The organism is uncultured Psychroserpens sp. (assembly GCF_947500255.1).
Lineage (GTDB): Bacteria > Bacteroidota > Bacteroidia > Flavobacteriales > Flavobacteriaceae > Psychroserpens.
The window spans coordinates 474,969-495,219 of record NZ_CANMRL010000002.1 but is presented as its reverse complement, the minus strand read 5'-3'; the positions used below and the strand labels follow the sequence as shown (position 1 = coordinate 495,219).

The window sequence follows — 20,251 nt, the reverse complement described above, 5'->3', positions numbered from 1 at the left end:
AAACGTTGCGAACAACGTTTTATCTTTAAAAATTCTGGAATTTCAAAGATATGATTTGTGTTAGTTATACTGAAAATTTCGGGCACAAAAAAAGCCTCAATGAGAGACTTTTTAACTTTTTTATATCATTAATGGTAATTTTTGTTTCAATTACCTTTAATACTCATCTTCATTCCAGAGATAATCTTCATCTGTCGGATAATCTGACCAGATTTCTTCGATGGAATCGTAAGAGTCGCCTTCGTCTTCTATCGCTTGTAGATTTTCAACAACTTCCAATGGAGCTCCTGTTCTAATAGCGTAGTCTATTAATTCGTCTTTTGTTGCTGGCCAAGGCGCATCACTTAAATACGATGCTAATTCTAATGTCCAATACATTTCTTAATGTGTTTATTTTTTTGCAAAAATAAAATTATAGTTCAAAAAGTCAAGAAAAAAACGAATTAATTAAATAATAATTTTAAAGAACTTATATTTTTTATGCTTTAAGCCTAGTAGAACTAGTAATTTATTCTGCAAAGTGGTACTCTAGGATTCTTTCTTCGGAATCCATTTTACTTCTTCGGCTTGCAAATCATGTGACAACTTTCGTGCCAATACAAATAGGTAGTCAGAAAGTCGGTTGAGGTACTTTAAACTTTCCGGTTGGAAAGGTTCCAGATCATTAAGCGCACTTGCTAAACGTTCGGCTCTACGGCACACGCAGCGAGCGATGTGACAGAATGACACCGTTTGATGTCCGCCAGGTAACACAAAGTGCGTCATTGGTGGTAATGATTCGTTCATGGTATCCATTTCTTGTTCGAGTTGCTCAATATCGGCTTCGGAAATTTTAGGGATGTTTAACCGCTCTTTTCCATTTTTGAGTGTGGCCTTTTCAGGATCGGTTGCTAAAATAGCACCAACGGTAAATAATCTATCCTGAACGTCTATGAGCACATCTTTATAATGATTATTGATGTCTTGGTCTCTTATGAGTCCTAAATGTGAATTGAGTTCGTCTACAGTTCCGTAGCTATCAATACGAATATGATGTTTTGGAACACGTGTGCCACCAAACAATGCCGTTGTTCCTTTGTCTCCAGTTTTTGTATATATTTTCATAGATGCAAGTTAAAAAGTAATGAGAGAACTGGCAAGACAATTATTTGTGCTTGTTCTCGACTAGTAAACTTCCTGAATTTCTAATAAAAGAAATTCTAATGATAAAGACGTGCATTCTAATTTCTACTTTCGTAGTAACTCTCGAATGCATTAAAATGGTTAATGAATTTTTTATTTAAAACAATGAAGTCTTCTTGCCAGTTATTATCTTCAGATAATACTTGAAATCTGCCTTTAAGTCTAAATTCCCCACTTAGCTTATAAATAGTGCTCCAGTCGTTATCAATAATTGCTGCTTTGTAATTGGCAATTTCTTTATCGAGAGCCTCAAAATTTTCAAAATCTACATATATGAAATTCGAGTTGTAATCGTGCTTTTCTAATATCTTATCCAATACATCAAGTAGTTCATGTTGGAGTTGACTGATATTAAGGTTTTTATAGAATTCTGTATTAAGCTTACTCTTATTATCTCGGTAAGTTAAATACAAACCAACTACCACAAAAATAGTAATAAGCCAAAACGGAGTCATTTTTAATTTCGCGTATCACTCTCTATCAAGCCATCACGAAGTCTAATCACACGTTTCGCATGTGCTGCAATATCTTCTTCATGCGTTACCATGATTACCGTATTTCCTGCTTGATGGATTTCGTCAAACAAGGTCATGATTTCGTGACCTGTTTTGGAATCTAGATTTCCTGTAGGCTCATCGGCTAAAATAATAGATGGTTTATTGACAAGTGCACGACCAACAGCCACACGCTGACGTTGACCACCAGATAGTTGGTTAGGTTTATGATCCATACGATCGGCAAGACCTACATCAGTTAGTACTTCTTCAGCTCTTTTTGTACGTTGCGATTTTGAAGCACCTGCATATACCATTGGTAAAGCGACATTATCCAAAGCCGTAGTTCGTGGTAATAAGTTGAACGTTTGAAACACGAAGCCAATTTCAGTATTTCTAATTTCGGCCAATTCATCGTCGCTCATCTGACTCACATCTTTACCGTTGAGAATATAAGAGCCAGCCGTTGGTGTATCTAGGCAACCCAATAGGTTCATAAGTGTTGATTTTCCCGAACCTGAAGGTCCCATAATGGCAACATAGTCTCCTAATTCGATGTCTAAATCGATGCCCTTTAACACATGAACGGTCTCTTGACCGAGTTGAAAATCACGAATGATGTCTCTAATTTCAATAACGTTTCCCATACTGGAATATACTTTTAATTGATGTGTCTGCAAGATACAGATTTCACTTCATATGACGCAACACATTAAATGTTGTTACAATCTAATGACGAAATTTTCTTTCACCTGTTCTTTTCTGAAGTGTACAAATCCCCAAAAAAAGGTGTCAATGGTCACCGTGACTTTAGGGTGTGCTTTAATCGTTTTCCAAGCGTCTACCATATCTTTCGACCAATGAATGTCATCAAAAATAAAAACAGAATCGTTGTGTGCCGAATCAACCAACTCATTAAAATAGTAAAGTGTCGCCTCTTTGTTATGATTGCCATCAAAAAAAACAAGGTCGTAGGTATTGTTTTTTAACTTCGGAAGGCTAGTTTCAAATTCACTATTCTCAAGCGTGACATTGTTGATATTGAAATCGTCAAATTGATGTTTTGTAAATGTAGCTGTGTTTGGGCAACCTTCTACCGAGGTAATTTTATTTTTCGAATTGGCAAGCGCCATAGCATGAGTAGCAATACCTAATGAAGTCCCAAGTTCTAAGGTATGTTCAGGTTTAAAATAACGAACTAATCTATAAAGTAATTGTGATCTTTTTACGGGAGTCCCAGACGTTTTGGCCATGGCTTTGATCGCTCTGGAATTTGATTTGAACACTCTTGAGCCTGAACCAAAATCGGTGATGTCTATAGATTGTGTGTTTTTTAATAAGGCGTTTCTATACGATAAAAGCTTTGCATAATCATCGTACTTCGTTTTGTCATAAAAGCACTTGGTGATCAAATCATAGACAAAAGGAGAATGGACACCATGTTGGTTGGTGGACTTGAATAAAAATTTGATGTATTCAATAATTTGAAACATAATTAAGATTCAAATTTCTCTGATAGTTCGAACCAACGTAATTCTTTAGCTTCGATATCATCAATAATACCCTGAAGCTGCTGCGACAATTCGTTAATTTTCTCCTGACTCAATGAAGCGTCGTTAAATTGGTCTTCGAGTGCTTTTTTATCTAATTCGAGCGCACGTATTTTGCTTTCGAGATTTTTATACTCTTTCTGTTCGTTGTATGATAATTTCTGACTTTTGTTCTGATCTTCCTTTTGTTCTGAACTAGAGTTATCGACAGATTCTGTTTTTGCTTCCGAAGGATGTAAGGCATCATACTCGCGATAATCGGAATAATTACCAGGAAAATCTTGTACTTGTCCGTCGCCTTTAAACACAAAAAGATGATCTACGATTTTATCCATAAAGTATCTGTCGTGGGATACCACAAGCAAACAACCTGGGAAATCGAGAAGGAAATCTTCAAGAATATTTAAGGTGACAATATCTAAATCGTTAGTCGGTTCATCAAGGACCAAGAAATTAGGATTCTGAATTAAAACAGTACACAAATACAAACGTTTTTGCTCACCACCACTTAATTTTTCTACATAGTCGTGCTGCTTTTTTCCATCAAAAAGAAAACGTTCTAACAACTGTTTGGCGCTAATTTGTCGGCCTTTAGTAAGTGGGATAAATTCGCCAAATTCTTTGATAACATCAATCACTTTTTGTTGTGGTTTGATCTCAATACCACCTTGAGTGTAATAGCCGAATTTTACGGTATCTCCAATGATGATCTTTCCAGTATCTGGAATAAGGCTGTGCGTGAGCATGTTGAGGAAGGTCGATTTTCCAGTCCCGTTTTTTCCAATAATACCAATACGTTCACCACGTTTAAAGACATATTCAAATCCGTCAAGAATAATCTTGTCATCAAAGGCCTTAGATACGTTATGGAATTCTACAATCTTACTGCCCAATCGTTCCATATTGATCTCAAGTTGGATCTTGTGATCTTTTCTGCGTTGGTGTGCACGTTTCTTTATATCTGAGAAATCATCAATTCGTGATTTTGATTTGGTAGTTCGTGCTTTGGGCTGACGGCGCATCCATTCTAGCTCCTTTTTATAGAGTTGCTTGGCCTTTCCAGTTTCGACCTGCTCTTGAGTAATTCGGGCTTCTTTGTTTTCTAAGTAATACGAATAGTTGCCTTTGTAGGTGTATAGCTTTCCATGATCGAGCTCTATAATTTCGTTGCACACGCGTTCTAAAAAATAACGGTCGTGCGTGACCATAAACAAGGTAAACTGTGATTTTGCAAAATACTGTTCTAACCATTCGATCATTTCTAAATCTAAGTGGTTGGTAGGTTCATCAAGAACGAGTAAATCAGGATTACTAATCAAGGCTTGAGCGAGCGCCAATCGTTTTATTTGTCCGCCCGACATTGTACTAATCTTTTGATTGAGATCGTCAAGTTTTAGCTGTGATAAGATTTGTTTGAACTGCAGTTCAAATTCCCAAGCGTTATGAATATCCATTTGCTCGAAAGCTTTTTGATAGGCTTCAGTATTTTCTGGATTTTGGAGCGCTTTCTCATAATTTTCAATAATCTTCAACTGAGGCGAATCAGAATTAAAAATAGTATCATTTATGGTCAAGCTGTTATCAAATTGTGGTGATTGTGATAAAAAAGAAATACGCAAACCATTTCGCATCACAATTTGACCAGAATCAGGTGTATCTGCTCCTGACAGAATATTAAGAATTGAGGTCTTGCCACTTCCGTTTTTGGCAACGAATGCAATTTTATCATCCTTATGAATGCTGAAAGAGAGATCAGAGAAAAGCTCTAATTCACCATAAGATTTCGAAATATTTTCTACAGTTAGATAGTTCAAACTAAATTTTTTACAAAGAAAGCGATATTACTCAAAAAAACGACGAATTGTTTTGTTATTAATAGTGATAAACTATATTTGTGAAGCAACAAGCAACTTTACAATGAATAGATTATTATTGCTTACAGGATTATTACTGTGTATCCTATCTACATCTTGTATTCCACATAAGGATATTGTTTATCTCCAAAATAAAAATACTGCTATTGATTCCACACAAGCATTGGTTGAGCAACCTAAGTTATATCGTGTTCAAATTAATGATATTTTAAATATCAGAATCAAAGTATTAGACCAAGAAAATGTCACTATTTTTAATCCAGTAGGTGAAGGAAGCTTGAATGCGTCAGGAGAGGAACGTGCTTACTTTGATGGCTTTACAGTTGATATTCACGGAAATATTAGAATACCAGATCTAGGTAAATTTAATGTTCTAGGGTATACCTGTGAAGATATTGAGACGCTTATCAAAGACAAACTTTTAGAAGATCAATTTAAATCAACTGCAAACATTTTTATAACTGTAAAACTTTCAGGATTACGATATACGGCAAGTGGAGAAGTTGGTAGTCCTGGAACTCAAGTGGTCTATCAAGAGCGTGTTAATATATTTGAAGCCATTGCTAATGCAGGAGAAATACCTTTAACAGGTGATAAGAAAGATGTGCAAATTATTAGGCAATACCCTCAAGGACAGCAAATACATCACTTAGATCTAACAGATGCCAATGTGATGCAATCGCCTTATTACTATATCCAGCCCAATGATATCATTTATGTAAAACCATTAAAACAAAAAATCTGGGGAACAGGAACTACAGGAGTTCAAACCTTAACAACGTTATTTTCTGTGGTGTCTTTTTTAACAACGATCATCCTGGTAATAAATAGATAATTTATGTCGAACAGCGAGTTTCAAGATATTGACAATGCAGACCAGAGTAATGTGTCTTTCGATTTTAGAGGCTTTTTATTTAAGGCTCTAAATTTATGGAAACTCGTATTTCTATGTATAGGTATTGCGCTTATTGTGGCTTATTTTGTGAATGTAAGAAAGCAAAGTGTGTATAGGCTAGATTCTCTTATCTCTGTTGAGAATGATCAAAACCCATTTTTTACTGCTAATACAAGTATCTCCTTTAATTGGGGAGGTGTTTCTGGGAAAGTAGGTAAAGTAATGACTGCGATAAATACACGAAGTCATAATGAAAAAGTAGTAGACTCTTTGCAATATTACATGGTTTACCTTGAACAAGGTAAATACCGAAAAGTTGATGTGTATAAGAAAACGCCATTTACTGTTAAAATTGACAAATCTAAAGGGCAAATGCTCGGCCAACCTATAGGTATACGAATGATCAGTACTGATGAGTTTGAGATTTTTACTGAGTTTGGTGGTAATAGAAAGAATGTACAGCGTTACTTAGATAAGAAGAAATATTTAGTTAATGTACCTACAGGTCCATATAAGAGCACTCATAAATTTGGAGAACCCGTAAACCTTTCTTTCTTTAGTGGAACAGTTTCAAAAGTTAAAGGTGCTTTAATAACACCAACTCATGAATACTTTTTACAATTTTTAAATTTTGATAACGTCGTTAACCACTATAAAGGTAATACGGTTATTGCGCCTTCGGCTAAATCGTCATCAGTACTTAAATTGTCCTTAGCTGGAAATAATAAAGCTAAAATAGCCGATTATCTAAATGCGACCATTGCTATTTTAAGTGCTACAGAATTAGAGCGAAAGAATCTTTACGCTACTAACACTATAAAATTTATTGATAGCAGTCTTGCAGCCGTCGACGATGATTTGAAGATTGTGACGTCTGAGATGAACGATTTCAGAAAGAAAAATCAAGTCTTCAGTATTGATGATGAAATGACAGAGACTACCGAAAAATTAAAAGAGTTAGATTTTAAGAAAGAAGAGGGTAAATCAAAACTCAATTATTTAAATACGCTTGAAAGGTACCTACAATCGAAAAATGATTACACGAAAATTGCTGCACCAACATCGGTAGGGATCAATGAGAGTAATATTTTAAGTATTGTTAGTGAATTGAGTGGGCTAGCCGCAGAACGCCAAAAATTAGAATACACCACAAAGGAAGGATCTACGGTATTTAAGGATATAGATAGACGTATAGATGCTAAAAAGAATGTATTGCTGGAGACTATTGATGCAACAAAACGTACAATAAATATACAGTTAGGTACTATAAATACAAATATTGCAAGGTTTGAAGCACAATTGGGAGATTTGCCCGAAGATCAACAGGAGTATTTAAAAATTCAGAGAAAGCTTAATTTAAGTCAAGAAGCATATGATGTGTATTTGGCAAAGCGTGGTGAAGCGGCAATTGTAAAGGCTGCCAATGTATCTGATATTGCTGTTATTGATGAAGCAAAAGATATTGGAAATAGACCTATCGGACCAAATAAGACCTTAAATTATATGATGGCGCTTATGGTAGGTTTCTTTGCGCCAATGTTTCTCATTTTTATCATCTTTCTATTAGATAATACAATTCATGGTTCTGATGAGATAGAACGCTTGTCTAAGATTCCAATTTTAGGTGTTGTAGGGAAATACAATTACAAAAATAATTTAGTTGTTTTTGAAAAACCAAAATCTGCTGTTGCCGAATCATTTAGATCTATACGATCGAGTTTACAATTCATTTTTAAGAAATTAGGTAAAGAAGAAGGTGGGCTTGGAAAAACATTAATGATTACCTCTTCGGTGAGTGGTGAAGGTAAAACGTTTTGCTCTATTAATATCTCAACAGTGTATGCGCTTTCAGGGAAAAAAACGATTTTATTGGGATTGGATTTAAGGAAACCAAAGATTTTTGGAGATTTCAATATCACCAATGATAAAGGCGTCGTAAACTTCTTAATTGGCGAGAGTGATTTAGAAAATGTGAAGTATAGCACACATATTGAAAATCTGGATGTGATACCATCAGGACCAGTGCCTCCAAATCCTTCCGAATTATTGATGGGTGATCGAATGAGAGAACTTATAGCGACCTTGCGTCAAGAATATGACATGATTATTCTCGATACTCCACCTTTAGGCTTAGTTACTGATGCTCTTGAATTAACCCAATATGCAGATGCTTCAATTTTTATGGTAAGATTAGATTATACCAAAAAAGGAATGCTGTCTCTTATTAATGCTAAGTATAAAATTGGTGAGGTAAAGAACATTAGCTTTATATTAAACTTCTATAAGCATAAATCAAATCATAATTATGGCTATGGCTACGGTTATGGCTATGGTTATGGCTACGGTTATGGCGTATATGGTAATGCGTATCATGAAAGAGAAGATGAGTCTACGTGGAAACGTATCAAACGTTTTTTAAAGCGTATTTAAAGCTTAAAAAGTGATAGGAAGAAAACAACTCTTAGCGAAACGTATTTTTGATCTTATATTGTCTATTTTTCTGTTACCTATCTTAATTATCCCTATTATTCTTTTGGTTTTAATGTCGACTTTAGATACTAGGCAATATGGTATTTTTTCACAATGGCGTGTTGGTCAACATGGTCGTCTTTTTAAGATTTACAAGTTGCGAACTTTAAAACAGGAAAAGCATGAATTGGGACATCTCGATAAGAGTGCAACACGTTTGGGTAAAATCTTACGACACACGAAGCTTGACGAGCTACCACAGTTATTTAATGTTCTTAAAGGTGATATGAGTTTTGTTGGTCCGCGACCTGATATTCAAGGCTTTGCAGATGAGTTAACAGGTGATGATAGAATTATTTTAAAGGTTAAGCCAGGCATAACAGGCCCAGCAACTTTAAAATACAAAGATGAAGAAGATATTTTGTCTCAACAACTTGACCCTGAAACTTACAATAGAACGATTATTTGGGTAGATAAGGTTGAAATCAATAAAAAATACGTGCAAAATTGGAGTTTTTATTTAGATTTGACCTTTATAATAAAATCTATACTTAACTGAAAATGAATTCCAATAAGAAAATAACCATCCTAGGACTAGGCTATGTAGGCTTACCACTCGCTGTTGAGTTTGCCAAAAAATACATGGTCATTGGATTTGATATCAATGAAAAACGAATCAAAGAACTTAGGGACGGTGTTGACAATACACTGGAAGTTGAAGATGATCATTTGCAATCAGTTTTAACCTCAAATCCAAATTCTGAAACAGGACTATTTATATCAAGCGATACTAACGATACAAAAGATTCTAATATCTATATTGTCACTGTTCCAACGCCTACAGACGAACTTAAAAGACCTGTATTTACACCATTAGTTAAAGCTAGTGAAAGTGTAGGAGCCGTATTGAAAAAAGATGATATTGTTATTTATGAATCTACGGTTTATCCAGGTGTAACAGAAGATATTTGTGTCCCTATATTAGAGAAACAATCTGGTTTAAAATTCAACGAAGATTTTTTTGCAGGATATTCTCCAGAGCGTATCAATCCAGGTGATAAGAAACACACGGTTACAAAGATTCTCAAAGTGACCTCTGGTTCTACACCAGAAATAGCTAAAGAAGTTGATGACTTATATAAATCTATAATTGTAGCTGGAACACATTCGGCACCATCAATTAAGGTAGCAGAAGCAGCCAAGGTTATTGAAAATTCTCAGCGTGATATCAATATTGCATTTGTGAATGAGTTATCAAAAATATTTAGGTTACTAGATATAGATACTAAAGCAGTTCTTGAAGCTGCCGGAACCAAATGGAATTTTATAAAGTTTACACCAGGTTTGGTTGGAGGCCACTGTATAGGTGTTGATCCTTATTATCTCGCTCAAAAAGCTATTGAGTCTGGTTATAATCCTGAGATTATTCTCGCTGGTCGTAAAATGAATGACAGCATGGGTGGTTACGTTGCTCAAGAAACTGTGAAGATGATGATTAAAAAAGGGGCAAGAATAAAAGATTCTAATGTGCTCGTTTTGGGAATTACCTTCAAAGAAAACTGTCCAGATATAAGAAACTCTAGAGTTATAGATATTATAGAAGAGTTTGAAACTTACAATATTAATGTTGATGTCTATGACCCTTGGGCATCTAAAGATGAGGTGACTCATGAATATGGTTTCGAATTATTAGATAATGAGTCGCAATTAAAAAGTGACTATGATGCTATTGTTCTTGCAGTATCTCATAACGAATTTTTAGAATTGGACTTACAAAAATTAAAATCGGATATAGGAGTTATTTTTGATGTGAAATCTTTACTTCCTAAGCATTCTGTAGACGCTAGATTATAATGTACGAACATAAATATCATAACCAAGACTTAAGTCAGTTGTCGTTTCTAGTTACTGGAGGTGGAGGCTTTATAGGTTCTAACCTCGTTGAGTATCTTTTAAAATATAATGCAAAGCGTGTTCGGGTTTTAGATGATTTTTCAAACGGACATCGAAAGAACCTAACTGAGTTTCATAATCATCCAGCATTTGAACTTGTAGAAGGTGATATTAGAGATTTACAAACATGTAAAGATGCTATGGTAGATATCGATTATGTGTCACATCAGGCAGCTTTGGGTTCGGTACCTCGTTCTATCAATGATCCAGCAACAACAAATGCTGTAAATATTTCAGGTTTTTTAAATATGATGATTGCTCTAAAAGAGTCGTCTACTGTAAGACGAATGGTTTATGCAGCTTCGAGTTCAACTTACGGTGATAGTCAGTCATTACCTAAAATAGAAGATCATATTGGAAATCCGCTGTCACCATATGCTGTGACTAAATACGTCAATGAATTGTATGCTGATGTCTTCGGAAAAACGTATGATACCGATGTTATTGGTTTGAGGTATTTTAATGTTTTTGGACCAAAACAGAGTCCGGATGGTGCTTATGCAGCAGTAATTCCGTTGTTCATGCAAGCATTAAAGGAAGAGAAATCTCCTAAAATTAATGGCGATGGCGAACAAACTAGAGATTTTACGTTTGTTGATAATGCAGTACAAGCTAATGTTCGCGGTTTTTTTGCTACGGAAAAAGCCAAAAATCAAGTGTTTAATGTTGCTTGTGGCGAGCGTATTAGTGTCAATTACCTCTGGGATTCACTTAAAGTTGCCGCTAACTCTCAAGTAGAAGTGATTTACGGACCTCCAAGACAAGGTGATGTAAGAGACTCATTAGCAGATATTTCTAAAGCCAAAAGCTTGTTGGGTTACGATCCTAATTACACAGTTAGAGAAGGCTTAAAATTAACTTGGGACAGTTTTAGTTCATAACGCTTTAGTAATTTATTTTATTTATATAAATTGAAGAATTAAATCTTTAATTATATGATTGAACAACCTGAAATTTCGGTAGTAAGCCCAGTTTATAAAGCTGAGGGTATCATTACAGAACTCGTTCAGGAAATTGACCAAGCACTTAGTCCGCTTAATATTCCATATGAAATTGTATTAGTAGATGATAGTAGTCCAGATAATTCGTGGACAGTCATGAAAGCACTTGCTTTACGTCGAGATAACCTAAAGGTATTTAAGCTAAGTCGTAATTTTGGACAACATCCAACGATCATGGCTGGTTTATCTAAGGCAGAAGGTCGCTGGACTGTGGTTATGGATTGTGATTTGCAGGATAAACCAAGTGAAATTCCTAAGCTCTATAAAAAAGCTCAAGAAGGATTTGATTCTGTTTTAGCAAAACGGTCGCAGCGAAAAGATGGGTTTTTCAAAAAAATAATGTCGAAATGGTTTTATAAATGCTTCGCTTTTTTCACCAATATTGAGGTTGATAAAGAAGTTGCAAATTTTGGTATTTACAATCAAAAAGTGATTAAAAGTATTCTATCCATAGGAGATGCTTTAGTGTTTTTTCCGTTGTTTGTGAAATGGGTAGGTTTTAAACAAACTTCAATAGAAGTTGAACATTCTAAGCGAAGTGAAGGCAAATCTAGTTACAGTTTTTTTATGTTGCTGAAACTAGCTTTTAATACAATTATATCCTTTTCTGATAAACCATTGCGTCTATTTCTTAATATAGGATTAATCACGTCTTTTCTGTCATTTATTGGTGCTATTAGGATACTCATTAAAGCACTAAATGGCGAAATTGAAATATTAGGCTATAGTTCTATTTTTATAAGTATATGTTTTTTCTCCGGAATTATTATTAGCGTATTAGGTGTCATAGGAATTTACTTAGGTAAAACCTTTAATCAATCTAAAAGTAGGCCTTTATATATTATAGATGATGAGCCAGTTGAATAGACTTTCTTGGGATTCAGATTTCTTTGCACTTGAGATAGCCGAATATCTTCATAATGGTTTGGATACATTATCTAATGATCAAAACAATGCATTCGATTTAATAGTTCTTAAGACTGAAGAAGAGCAATCTATAGCTATTGAAGGTTTTTATCCTAACTTTTCAGAATCCAAAATTACATATTCTAAACCTATTGATATCACAAATATAAAAGATGTAGATTTGACTGTGTTTGACCATGATATAAATCCAATTTCTGAAAATGAACTATTTGATTTGGCTTTTGAGAGTGGTAAGTATAGTAGATTTAAACTAGATTCAAATTTTTCAAAAGATCAATTTGAAAGACTTTATAAGGCGTGGATTATCAATAGTTTAAATAAAAAGATGGCAACAAAAACCTTTTACACGAGGAACAATGATAAAATTACAGGTTTTGTGACACTCAAAAAAAATGAACTCGCTGCTCAAATAGGATTAATTGGTGTAAGAAACGAATTTCAAGGTCAAAAAATTGGTACTAGACTCATGAATGCTGTGATTAGTTATTGTGCAAATCATAACGTAGAACAACTCTATGTAGCGACTCAAAAGTCTAATTCTCAAGCGTGCATATTTTATGAAAAGAACGGTTTTAATGTCCACGACGTACTGCATATTTCCCATTTTTGGAAAGTGAATTAAAAAGCTATTTTAACGAATCTAAATGATAGGAAAGAAGAAGATATTTTTTAACGGACTTAACGAATTAAGAGCGATTGCGGCATTTGGTGTGATTGTACATCATTTAGAGCAGTTTAAAAAGTTAGATGGAATCAAAATCTTTGATACACCTTTTCATTATTTAGTGCATAGTCTTGGTAAATCTAGCGTGCATTTATTTTTTGTGCTAAGTGGATTCCTAATCACCTATTTACTATTCCAGGAAAAACAAAATAATGGTAAAATTCATATCAAAAAGTTTTATTTAAGGCGTATCTATCGCATATGGCCGTTGTATTACCTTATCATGTTTATCGGGTTTATTGTTATACCATATATTTCTAATTTTGACATTTTTGAAAACGTTGCTAACCTATGTCAAGTTATCGAAAATGCTGATAATTATTCAGCAACCAATATCGCATTGTACTTAGGTTTTTTGCCACAATTTGCTAAACCAGTGCTTGGTGTGGCTCAGTCTTGGTCTATTGGAATAGAAGAGCAATTCTATTTGTTTATACCATTGGCATTGCACTTACTTACTAAAAAGTGGTTCTTAAGACTTTTAATAGTGACACTAATTTGTTATTCGGTAGCGACGTTTTTTGTACATGACTATCTAAGCTATAAAACCATCGTTTATAAGATTTTTAAATTCTTTAAAATTCAATACCTTACTATTGGTGCTATTGGCGGTTATCTTTACTTTTTTCATTCGGAAATGATTAAAAAATGGACAAACTCTAAATACATCTACGCAATTTTAGTTGTGAGTATAGGTTATTTAATGGCTGTGCCAGTTGTTGGTTTGAAAATTCAAGAATTTATATTAGCAATAGGATATATGATACTTATTTTGATGACCATTAATAGCACTAATAGATTAGCGCTTAGAAGTAAACCATTAGCTTATTTAGGTAAGATTTCCTATGGAATTTATATGTATCATCCTTTTATGATTTTTCTAGTTATGCCAGTTGTAAATAAATATGTTGAAAATCATGTTGAAGGTGGTGTGTTTTATAACCTAATGCTCTATATATTTACCTACATACTTACAATTATAGTTAGTATATTGTCCTACAGATTTATTGAGTCTAAATTCATAATGATAAAGGATACTAAATTCAAAACAATTTGATCCCATTTAATAAACCTTTTTTAACAGGAAACGAAACAAAATACATTGAGCAAGCAGTAGCTTCTGGGAAAATTTCTGGAAATGGGATGTTCACAAAAAAGTGTCAGCATTTTTTCGAATCTAAATTTGGAATTAAAAAGGCTTTACTCACCACGTCTTGTACTGATGCCCTCGAGATGTGTGCATTACTTTTAGATGTTACTTCAGAAGATGAGATTATTATTCCGTCGTATACATTTGTATCTACAGCCAATGCTTTTGCACTTAGAGGTGCTAAAATTGTTTTTGCAGACGCTTCAAAACATCATCCAAATATTGACGCTTCAAAAATTGAAGCCTTAATTACAAAACAAACTAAAGCAATAGTCGTGGTACATTATGCAGGTGTATCTTGTGATATGGATGCCATCATGAGCATTGCAAAAAAACATGATATTTATGTTGTTGAGGATGCCGCTCAGGCCATTGATAGTTACTATAAAGAAAGACCATTAGGAAGTATTGGCCATTTGGCAACCTTTTCTTTTCATGAAACGAAGAATATCATTTCAGGTGAAGGTGGATTATTAGCCATAAATGATGAACGGTTTATTGAGCGTTCTGAAATTATTTGGGAAAAAGGAACTAATAGGTCTGCTTTTTTTAGAGGAGAAATTGATAAGTATGGTTGGGTAGACTTAGGGTCTTCATTTTTACCATCTGAAGTTATTGCAGCTTTTTTATGGGCACAATTAGAAAATTTGGAGAGCATTCAAAACAAAAGAAAGCAACTTTGGAATGCTTACAACAAAGCTTTAAAAATGTTAGCTCGAGCAGGTTATTTTAAGCTTCCACAGATTGAAGAATATGCTTCTAACAATGCGCATTTGTTTTATATTGTTTGCAAGACTAATCAAGAACGTCAGGCACTTATTGAGTTTTTGAAGTCTAAAGATATTAAAGCCGTATTTCATTATTTAAGCTTGCATAAAAGCAGTTACTATACAGATAAACATGATGGTAGAGCATTAGAAATGACAGATTATTATGCCGATCACTTGTTAAGGCTTCCTTTATTTTATGAACTAGAATTAAATGATATAGATTATATCGTATCTCAAATCCAATCGTTTTATGAAAATTAAAAGGGTTTATTTGTACTACCTATTTCTATTTGTAATAGTTGGTCTTTTGACGCTTAATTTTAATTATGTTGAAGGAGATGATGCTAGAACAATACTATACCATGTCTTTGGAAGAGATGCTAGCTTTCAGCCACCATACTCTCCATATCACTCTATGATAGATACTTTGTTGGCTGTTATTCAAACTACCAATGAAACCACACTCCGAATTTTCAGTATCTCACTAACATTTATATCCAGTTTTTTTGTGCTTGTTTTTATGACCAAGATTTTTGAACGCGTCTTTAAAACTGATATAAAAGGCTTGGTTTTGTTTTTAATAGTACTGCCTTTTATAATTCCCGAAACACTTTTAAGTGGTTTGTTTATTAACCCAACAAATATCTCGTTCGCACTTATCTTGGCGTCACATGTACTGCTTATAAAATATGAAGAAAATCAAAGTATAATTACATTAATTTTTTCTGTTTTACTTTTTGGATTAGGTGTTAGTTTTAGATGGAGTAATGGATTTTACTTATTCGTTTTGTATGGTTATTATGTATTGTATAACGTAGAGTACATTAAAGATATGTTTAAGTTGAAAAGCTTAAAAACAGGTTTTGTCATATTTCCTTTTTATATACTTTCGGTTATGATTTGGATTCAAATCTCGGGGTATTCAGTAAAAGATATTATCGATGTATATCTTTATGGATCTAGTTATATAGAAGATAAAGAGTTCTCTTTACTCTCTTCGCTAGCCTCAATGATCTCATTTTCAACACCAGCTTTTTTAGTTTTATTGGTTTTTGGTATATATCATTGTTTGAAAAAAAAGATATACATACCACTGTTATTATTGATGTTTTCTAGTTTGCCATATGTTTTTTTAGGAATGGTGCCTATGTATAAATACTTGATTACACTTGTTGTTCCATTGGTAGTGATTTTAATTTACGGTTATAAGATTATTACGAATAAAAATTTGAAAATAGCTGTAATAGCTATCGTTTTTTTGCCATGGATATTTGGCCTTCAAGTAAAGAATAATACAGCTTGGGGACCAGGTTTTGAAGTGCGAGCTATTGAAAATAATGCCATAGATGCTAATAATTTTAATCCGGATAAGTCGACCTCAATATCAGATGTAAGGGTTGTTTTCGGTTCAGGTATGGCTATGCCAACTTCGGAAGGACCTCGACCACTTTTTGGATTTGGAGGTGTGATGTTATCTGGCTGGAACCAATTTGTGAAAGACAATAATAACGAAAGAGAATCCGCTGTTAATTATGCTATTGAAAATAATTGTAATATTTTGCAGGACGTTAATCATTCGTTTATTGCATCCAAACTATGTGAGTTAGGTTTTACTACTAAAGACAGATTAAATGCATCAAACGAATTGGGAGTGCACAGAACATTTAGCAATGTAGATACTAGGATTAGTATTGACGTGCTAGAAAACAAAAAAGCACTGTTTAATAATGAATTAATGAACTCATATTTATCAAAAAACCAGAAGGTTGTTGTCTATTCTTCATATACTAATATCATCACTAAGTTGAAATCTAAATATGGAGATCAATTTAAGCAACAAGGAGCGTTTTGGGGTATTTTAATATTGAATAATTAAATGAAAGAAAATCCGTGGTTATATACTATTTCTTCTAAACAAAAATTGCTACATCTCAATTTAAAAGAGATTTGGCAGTACAGAGATTTATTAGTTTTATTTGTTAAAAGAGATGTAGTTACAGTATATAAACAAACTATTTTAGGACCCTTATGGTATTTGATCCAACCCTTATTTACGGCACTTACATTTACATTAATTTTTAACAAGGTTGCAAATATTGAAACAGGAAGTGTTCCTCCGTTTTTATTTAATCTTGCTGGTATTTCTATTTGGAATTATTTCAAGAACTGTCTTACGGCTACCTCAGATACATTTAAGGTTAACGCCAATATTTTTAGCAAAGTCTATTTCCCCAGAGTCATATTGCCAATGTCTATTGTGATATCTAATTTGGTAAAGTTTGGCATTTCTCTTCTTATCTTTTTTGGGTTTTATGTCTATTATTATACGACTGGAGCCAGTATATCTATAAACCGATGGTTAATTTTATTTCCAGTGCTAGTTATGGTTATGGGGTTATTAGGATTAGGAATGGGAATGATCATTTCATCTTTAGTTACCAAATATCGAGATCTTAAATTCTTAGTACAGTTTGGAGTTCAATTATTGATGTATGTATCTGCTGTTATGTATCCATTGGCTTTAATGCGTGATAAGCTACCTAGATTTGCTTGGTTGGTGGAATATAATCCGTTGGCCTATGTTATTGAAGCAGCTAGATATATGTTGCTTTCAGATGGTACATTGTCCATTAACGGACTCATATATACATTAGTTGTGACATTAGTGATTTTGTTTTTCGGACTCATTATTTTTAATAAAACAGAGCGAACTTTTGTAGATACAGTATAATAAGTGTTCAAAAATCTTAGAATAAGCTAAACTATGAGTGTTATTTTAAAGGCATCAAATATTTCAAAACAATACCGACTTGGTCTTATAGGTACTGGGACTTTGAGCCATGATCTTAATCGTTGGTGGCATAAACTAAGAGGCAAAGAAGATCCATACCTAAGAGTAGGTGATAGTAACGATAGAAGTACAAAAGCCGAAAGTGATTATGTTTGGGCCTTACGCGATGTTGATTTTGAAGTGGAGAAAGGAGAAGTACTTGGAATTATCGGAAAAAATGGAGCTGGTAAATCAACACTGTTAAAAATATTATCTCGAGTAACAACACCAACTATTGGTGAGATCAAAACTAGAGGCCGAATTGCTTCATTGCTTGAGGTAGGAACGGGTTTTCATCCCGAATTAACAGGAAGAGAAAACATCTTTTTAAATGGCGCTATTCTAGGAATGAATAAATCTGAAATTTCTAACAAATTAGATGAAATCGTTGAATTTTCAGGATGCCAACGTTATGTAGATACACCAGTAAAACGATATAGTTCTGGTATGAGAGTGCGACTAGCCTTTGCTGTAGCTGCATTTTTAGAGCCAGATATTTTGGTAATCGATGAGGTTTTAGCGGTTGGAGATGCTGAGTTTCAAAAGAAGGCTGTAGGTAAGATGCAAGATATTTCTCAAGGAGACGGTCGAACGGTTCTTTTTGTAAGTCACAATATGGCTGCAGTAAAACGTCTATGCTCACGAACAATTGTATTAGAACATGGAGAAATTGTTTATAATGGTGACACAGATGAAGCTATTAATAAATATCTTTCTATAGGTGAAGAAGATCATGATGTTATGCATTATGTAAGCAAAGATGAAAATACTCATGTAAAAGACATTGAAGTTTTAAGTGAGAACAAAACTTTTTTAACTGGAAGTACACTAAGTTTCAAGATAAATATGAACTCTAAACCTAAAGGAGATTTTAATATACTCATTGGGATTTACAATAAAAAAGATGAAAAGGTTATGCATTTATCGAGTAAAGACTTTATGAATAGCCTAGAAATGAATGCTAAAGGTGAAATTGTTTGCCACTTGGATAAGAATCCACTAATACAAGGAAGTTATTACACAAACATAGTATTACAATACAATAAAGATGAACATGAAAAACATAATGAATGTTTGAGGTTTTCAGTGGTTAATGGCGATTTCTTCAATACGAATAAGCTACCTAGACTAGAAAAGATAAATGTATTTGTGGACCATTCTTGGTCGTCTAACTAATAGTGTAAAATGCAAAAAAAGAAAATAGTCGTTATAAATTCTGTTCCTGTTAATGGAGGTGATGAAGCTTTATTATATGCAACATTACAAGGATTAAATGCTGTTTTCGATACTCCACAAGTAAAAGTCTTAAGTGATAATCCAGAGTTAGCTAGACACTATATAGGTTATACTAAATTTGATTATGATTGGGAGTATGCATTACTTAAAGCAGATGCCGATGAAAACCAATTCTTTCATAAAGTTAAAAAGAAAGTAAGACAATTTTTTAATACTACTTTCGCTGTGCCTTACACTAGCTTTTGGTCTAGATTGTTGGCATCAAAGCGAGAAAAAAGAGTGTATGCTATTTTAAAAGAATCTGACGCTGTAATTTTAAGCGCAGGAGGTTATATTCACGATCATTATGGTTTTGATAAGCGATTAGAAACTGTAAGGCTTATTAATGAAAAATTAAATAAACCCTATGCCGTTTTTTTTCAATCTGTTGGACCATTCTGGAATACCCAAAATTATCCTAAACTGATACATTTCTTTAAGAATGCCCACAAAGTGATTCTAAGAGAACAATATTCATTGTCTCACTTAAAATCTATCGGTTATGATGGTGACAATGTTGTTGTGAGTACAGATCTAGCGTTCTATTTAAATTCTGAGTTTTCTGAGACAATGAAAGTAGGTTCTGGAATACATAAAATTGCTTTGAATTTTAGGGAGTGGCCCTATGAAGAAGAAGGTGAACACATTAAAGACAAAGCTCTATTATTATGTAAATATCTTATTAAAGAGGGCTATGATTTACATTTCATATCCACCTGTCAAGGGGTTAAAGATTATAAAGACGATTCTATTTTTGCAAAACAGATTATCGCTTTATTAGATACTGAAGAACAAAAGAAATGTGTTTTAAATGATCAGAAATTCGAGTTAAATGAGCTTGTGCACCAATTTAGTTCTTATGATGCATATATTGGTATGCGATTACATGGTGCTATTCTTTCTCTTTTGTCAAATACTCCAGCTTTAAATATAGCATATGAAGATAAAACTTTAGGCATTTACGATACGATGAATCTTGCTGATTTTTGCTTTTCTTTTAAAGAAGAATTTCCGGTTTGGACGGAAAAAGTTGACAACTTTTTTTTGAATCATGCATCGTATTTGAATAATATTTCAGACATTAAGAAGGCTCAGGAAAAGATTGTTAAACAGCACCTTCTTGAGTTAAAAACTATAGTTTAATTTGAGTAACGAAT

At 33.6% G+C, this 20,251-nt stretch carries 19 protein-coding genes; 13 read left to right on the top strand and 6 right to left on the bottom strand.

The window, feature by feature from the left end:
* Positions 1 to 156 precede the first annotated feature (156 nt).
* From Q0783_RS09100 to Q0783_RS09075, 6 genes are all read right to left on the bottom strand, one after another.
* Positions 157 to 378 carry a DUF2795 domain-containing protein gene (locus tag Q0783_RS09100; RefSeq protein ID WP_010177336.1) on the bottom strand — a complete coding sequence of 74 codons (222 nt, stop codon included), beginning with the start codon at positions 376 to 378 and terminating at the stop codon, positions 157 to 159.
* 150 nt (positions 379 to 528) lie between these two features.
* Positions 529 to 1,104, bottom strand: coding sequence for a cob(I)yrinic acid a,c-diamide adenosyltransferase (locus Q0783_RS09095; RefSeq protein ID WP_298894571.1), 576 nt, complete (start codon positions 1,102 to 1,104; stop codon positions 529 to 531).
* A 116-nt stretch (positions 1,105 to 1,220) separates the two neighbouring features.
* Positions 1,221 to 1,637 carry a hypothetical protein gene (locus Q0783_RS09090; protein ID WP_298894570.1) on the bottom strand — a complete coding sequence of 139 codons (417 nt, stop codon included), beginning with the start codon at positions 1,635 to 1,637 and terminating at the stop codon, positions 1,221 to 1,223.
* A gap of 2 nt (positions 1,638 to 1,639) precedes the next feature.
* A complete protein-coding gene (locus tag Q0783_RS09085; RefSeq protein ID WP_298894638.1) occupies positions 1,640 to 2,323 on the bottom strand; it encodes an ABC transporter ATP-binding protein in 684 nt (227 codons plus the stop codon).
* 75 nt (positions 2,324 to 2,398) lie between these two features.
* Positions 2,399 to 3,169, bottom strand: a complete 771-nt coding sequence (locus Q0783_RS09080) for a class I SAM-dependent methyltransferase (RefSeq protein WP_298894569.1) — start codon at positions 3,167 to 3,169, stop codon at positions 2,399 to 2,401.
* Positions 3,170 to 3,171: 2 nt separating this feature from the next.
* Positions 3,172 to 5,040 carry an ABC-F family ATP-binding cassette domain-containing protein gene (locus Q0783_RS09075; protein ID WP_298894568.1) on the bottom strand — a complete coding sequence of 623 codons (1,869 nt, stop codon included), beginning with the start codon at positions 5,038 to 5,040 and terminating at the stop codon, positions 3,172 to 3,174.
* Positions 5,041 to 5,143: 103 nt separating this feature from the next.
* On the opposite strand from Q0783_RS09075, the gene Q0783_RS09070 reads away from it, so the two are divergent.
* The 13 genes from Q0783_RS09070 to Q0783_RS09010 are packed head-to-tail and all read left to right on the top strand — an operon-like array spanning position 5,144 to position 20,237.
* Entirely contained in the window at positions 5,144 to 5,935 is a 792-nt protein-coding gene (locus Q0783_RS09070) for a polysaccharide biosynthesis/export family protein (protein ID WP_298758902.1), read from the top strand.
* A gap of 3 nt (positions 5,936 to 5,938) precedes the next feature.
* Positions 5,939 to 8,425, top strand: coding sequence for a tyrosine-protein kinase (locus Q0783_RS09065; protein WP_298894567.1), 2,487 nt, complete (start codon positions 5,939 to 5,941; stop codon positions 8,423 to 8,425).
* Between the two features lie 10 nt (positions 8,426 to 8,435).
* Positions 8,436 to 9,023: a sugar transferase gene (locus tag Q0783_RS09060; protein WP_298894566.1), complete on the top strand. Its 588-nt coding sequence runs from the start codon at positions 8,436 to 8,438 to the stop codon at positions 9,021 to 9,023.
* 2 nt (positions 9,024 to 9,025) lie between these two features.
* A complete protein-coding gene (locus Q0783_RS09055; RefSeq protein WP_298894565.1) occupies positions 9,026 to 10,318 on the top strand; it encodes a nucleotide sugar dehydrogenase in 1,293 nt (430 codons plus the stop codon).
* Positions 10,318 to 11,298, top strand: coding sequence for an SDR family oxidoreductase (locus tag Q0783_RS09050; RefSeq protein ID WP_298894564.1), 981 nt, complete (start codon positions 10,318 to 10,320; stop codon positions 11,296 to 11,298). The genes Q0783_RS09055 and Q0783_RS09050 overlap by 1 nt, the downstream gene beginning before the upstream one ends.
* A gap of 54 nt (positions 11,299 to 11,352) precedes the next feature.
* The gene (locus tag Q0783_RS09045) at positions 11,353 to 12,285 is read left to right on the top strand and encodes a glycosyltransferase family 2 protein (RefSeq protein ID WP_298758888.1); all 933 of its coding nucleotides are present in this window, start codon (positions 11,353 to 11,355) and stop codon (positions 12,283 to 12,285) included.
* A complete protein-coding gene (locus Q0783_RS09040) occupies positions 12,278 to 12,967 on the top strand; it encodes a GNAT family N-acetyltransferase (protein WP_298894563.1) in 690 nt (229 codons plus the stop codon). Before Q0783_RS09045 ends, Q0783_RS09040 begins: the two co-directional genes overlap by 8 nt.
* A gap of 22 nt (positions 12,968 to 12,989) precedes the next feature.
* The gene (locus tag Q0783_RS09035; protein ID WP_298894561.1) at positions 12,990 to 14,126 is read left to right on the top strand and encodes an acyltransferase; all 1,137 of its coding nucleotides are present in this window, start codon (positions 12,990 to 12,992) and stop codon (positions 14,124 to 14,126) included.
* Entirely contained in the window at positions 14,123 to 15,250 is a 1,128-nt protein-coding gene (rffA, locus tag Q0783_RS09030) for a dTDP-4-amino-4,6-dideoxygalactose transaminase (protein ID WP_298894560.1), read from the top strand. Before Q0783_RS09035 ends, rffA begins: the two co-directional genes overlap by 4 nt.
* Positions 15,240 to 16,865 (top strand): hypothetical protein, encoded by a 1,626-nt coding sequence (locus Q0783_RS09025; RefSeq protein WP_298894559.1) that lies wholly within the window; start codon positions 15,240 to 15,242, stop codon positions 16,863 to 16,865. The genes rffA and Q0783_RS09025 overlap by 11 nt, the downstream gene beginning before the upstream one ends.
* Positions 16,866 to 17,720: an ABC transporter permease gene (locus Q0783_RS09020; protein WP_230936142.1), complete on the top strand. Its 855-nt coding sequence runs from the start codon at positions 16,866 to 16,868 to the stop codon at positions 17,718 to 17,720. It abuts the gene before it with no gap.
* A 33-nt stretch (positions 17,721 to 17,753) separates the two neighbouring features.
* Entirely contained in the window at positions 17,754 to 18,995 is a 1,242-nt protein-coding gene (locus tag Q0783_RS09015; protein WP_298894558.1) for an ABC transporter ATP-binding protein, read from the top strand.
* 9 nt (positions 18,996 to 19,004) lie between these two features.
* Positions 19,005 to 20,237: a polysaccharide pyruvyl transferase family protein gene (locus Q0783_RS09010; protein WP_298894557.1), complete on the top strand. Its 1,233-nt coding sequence runs from the start codon at positions 19,005 to 19,007 to the stop codon at positions 20,235 to 20,237.
* The last annotated feature ends 14 nt before the right edge of the window (positions 20,238 to 20,251 follow it).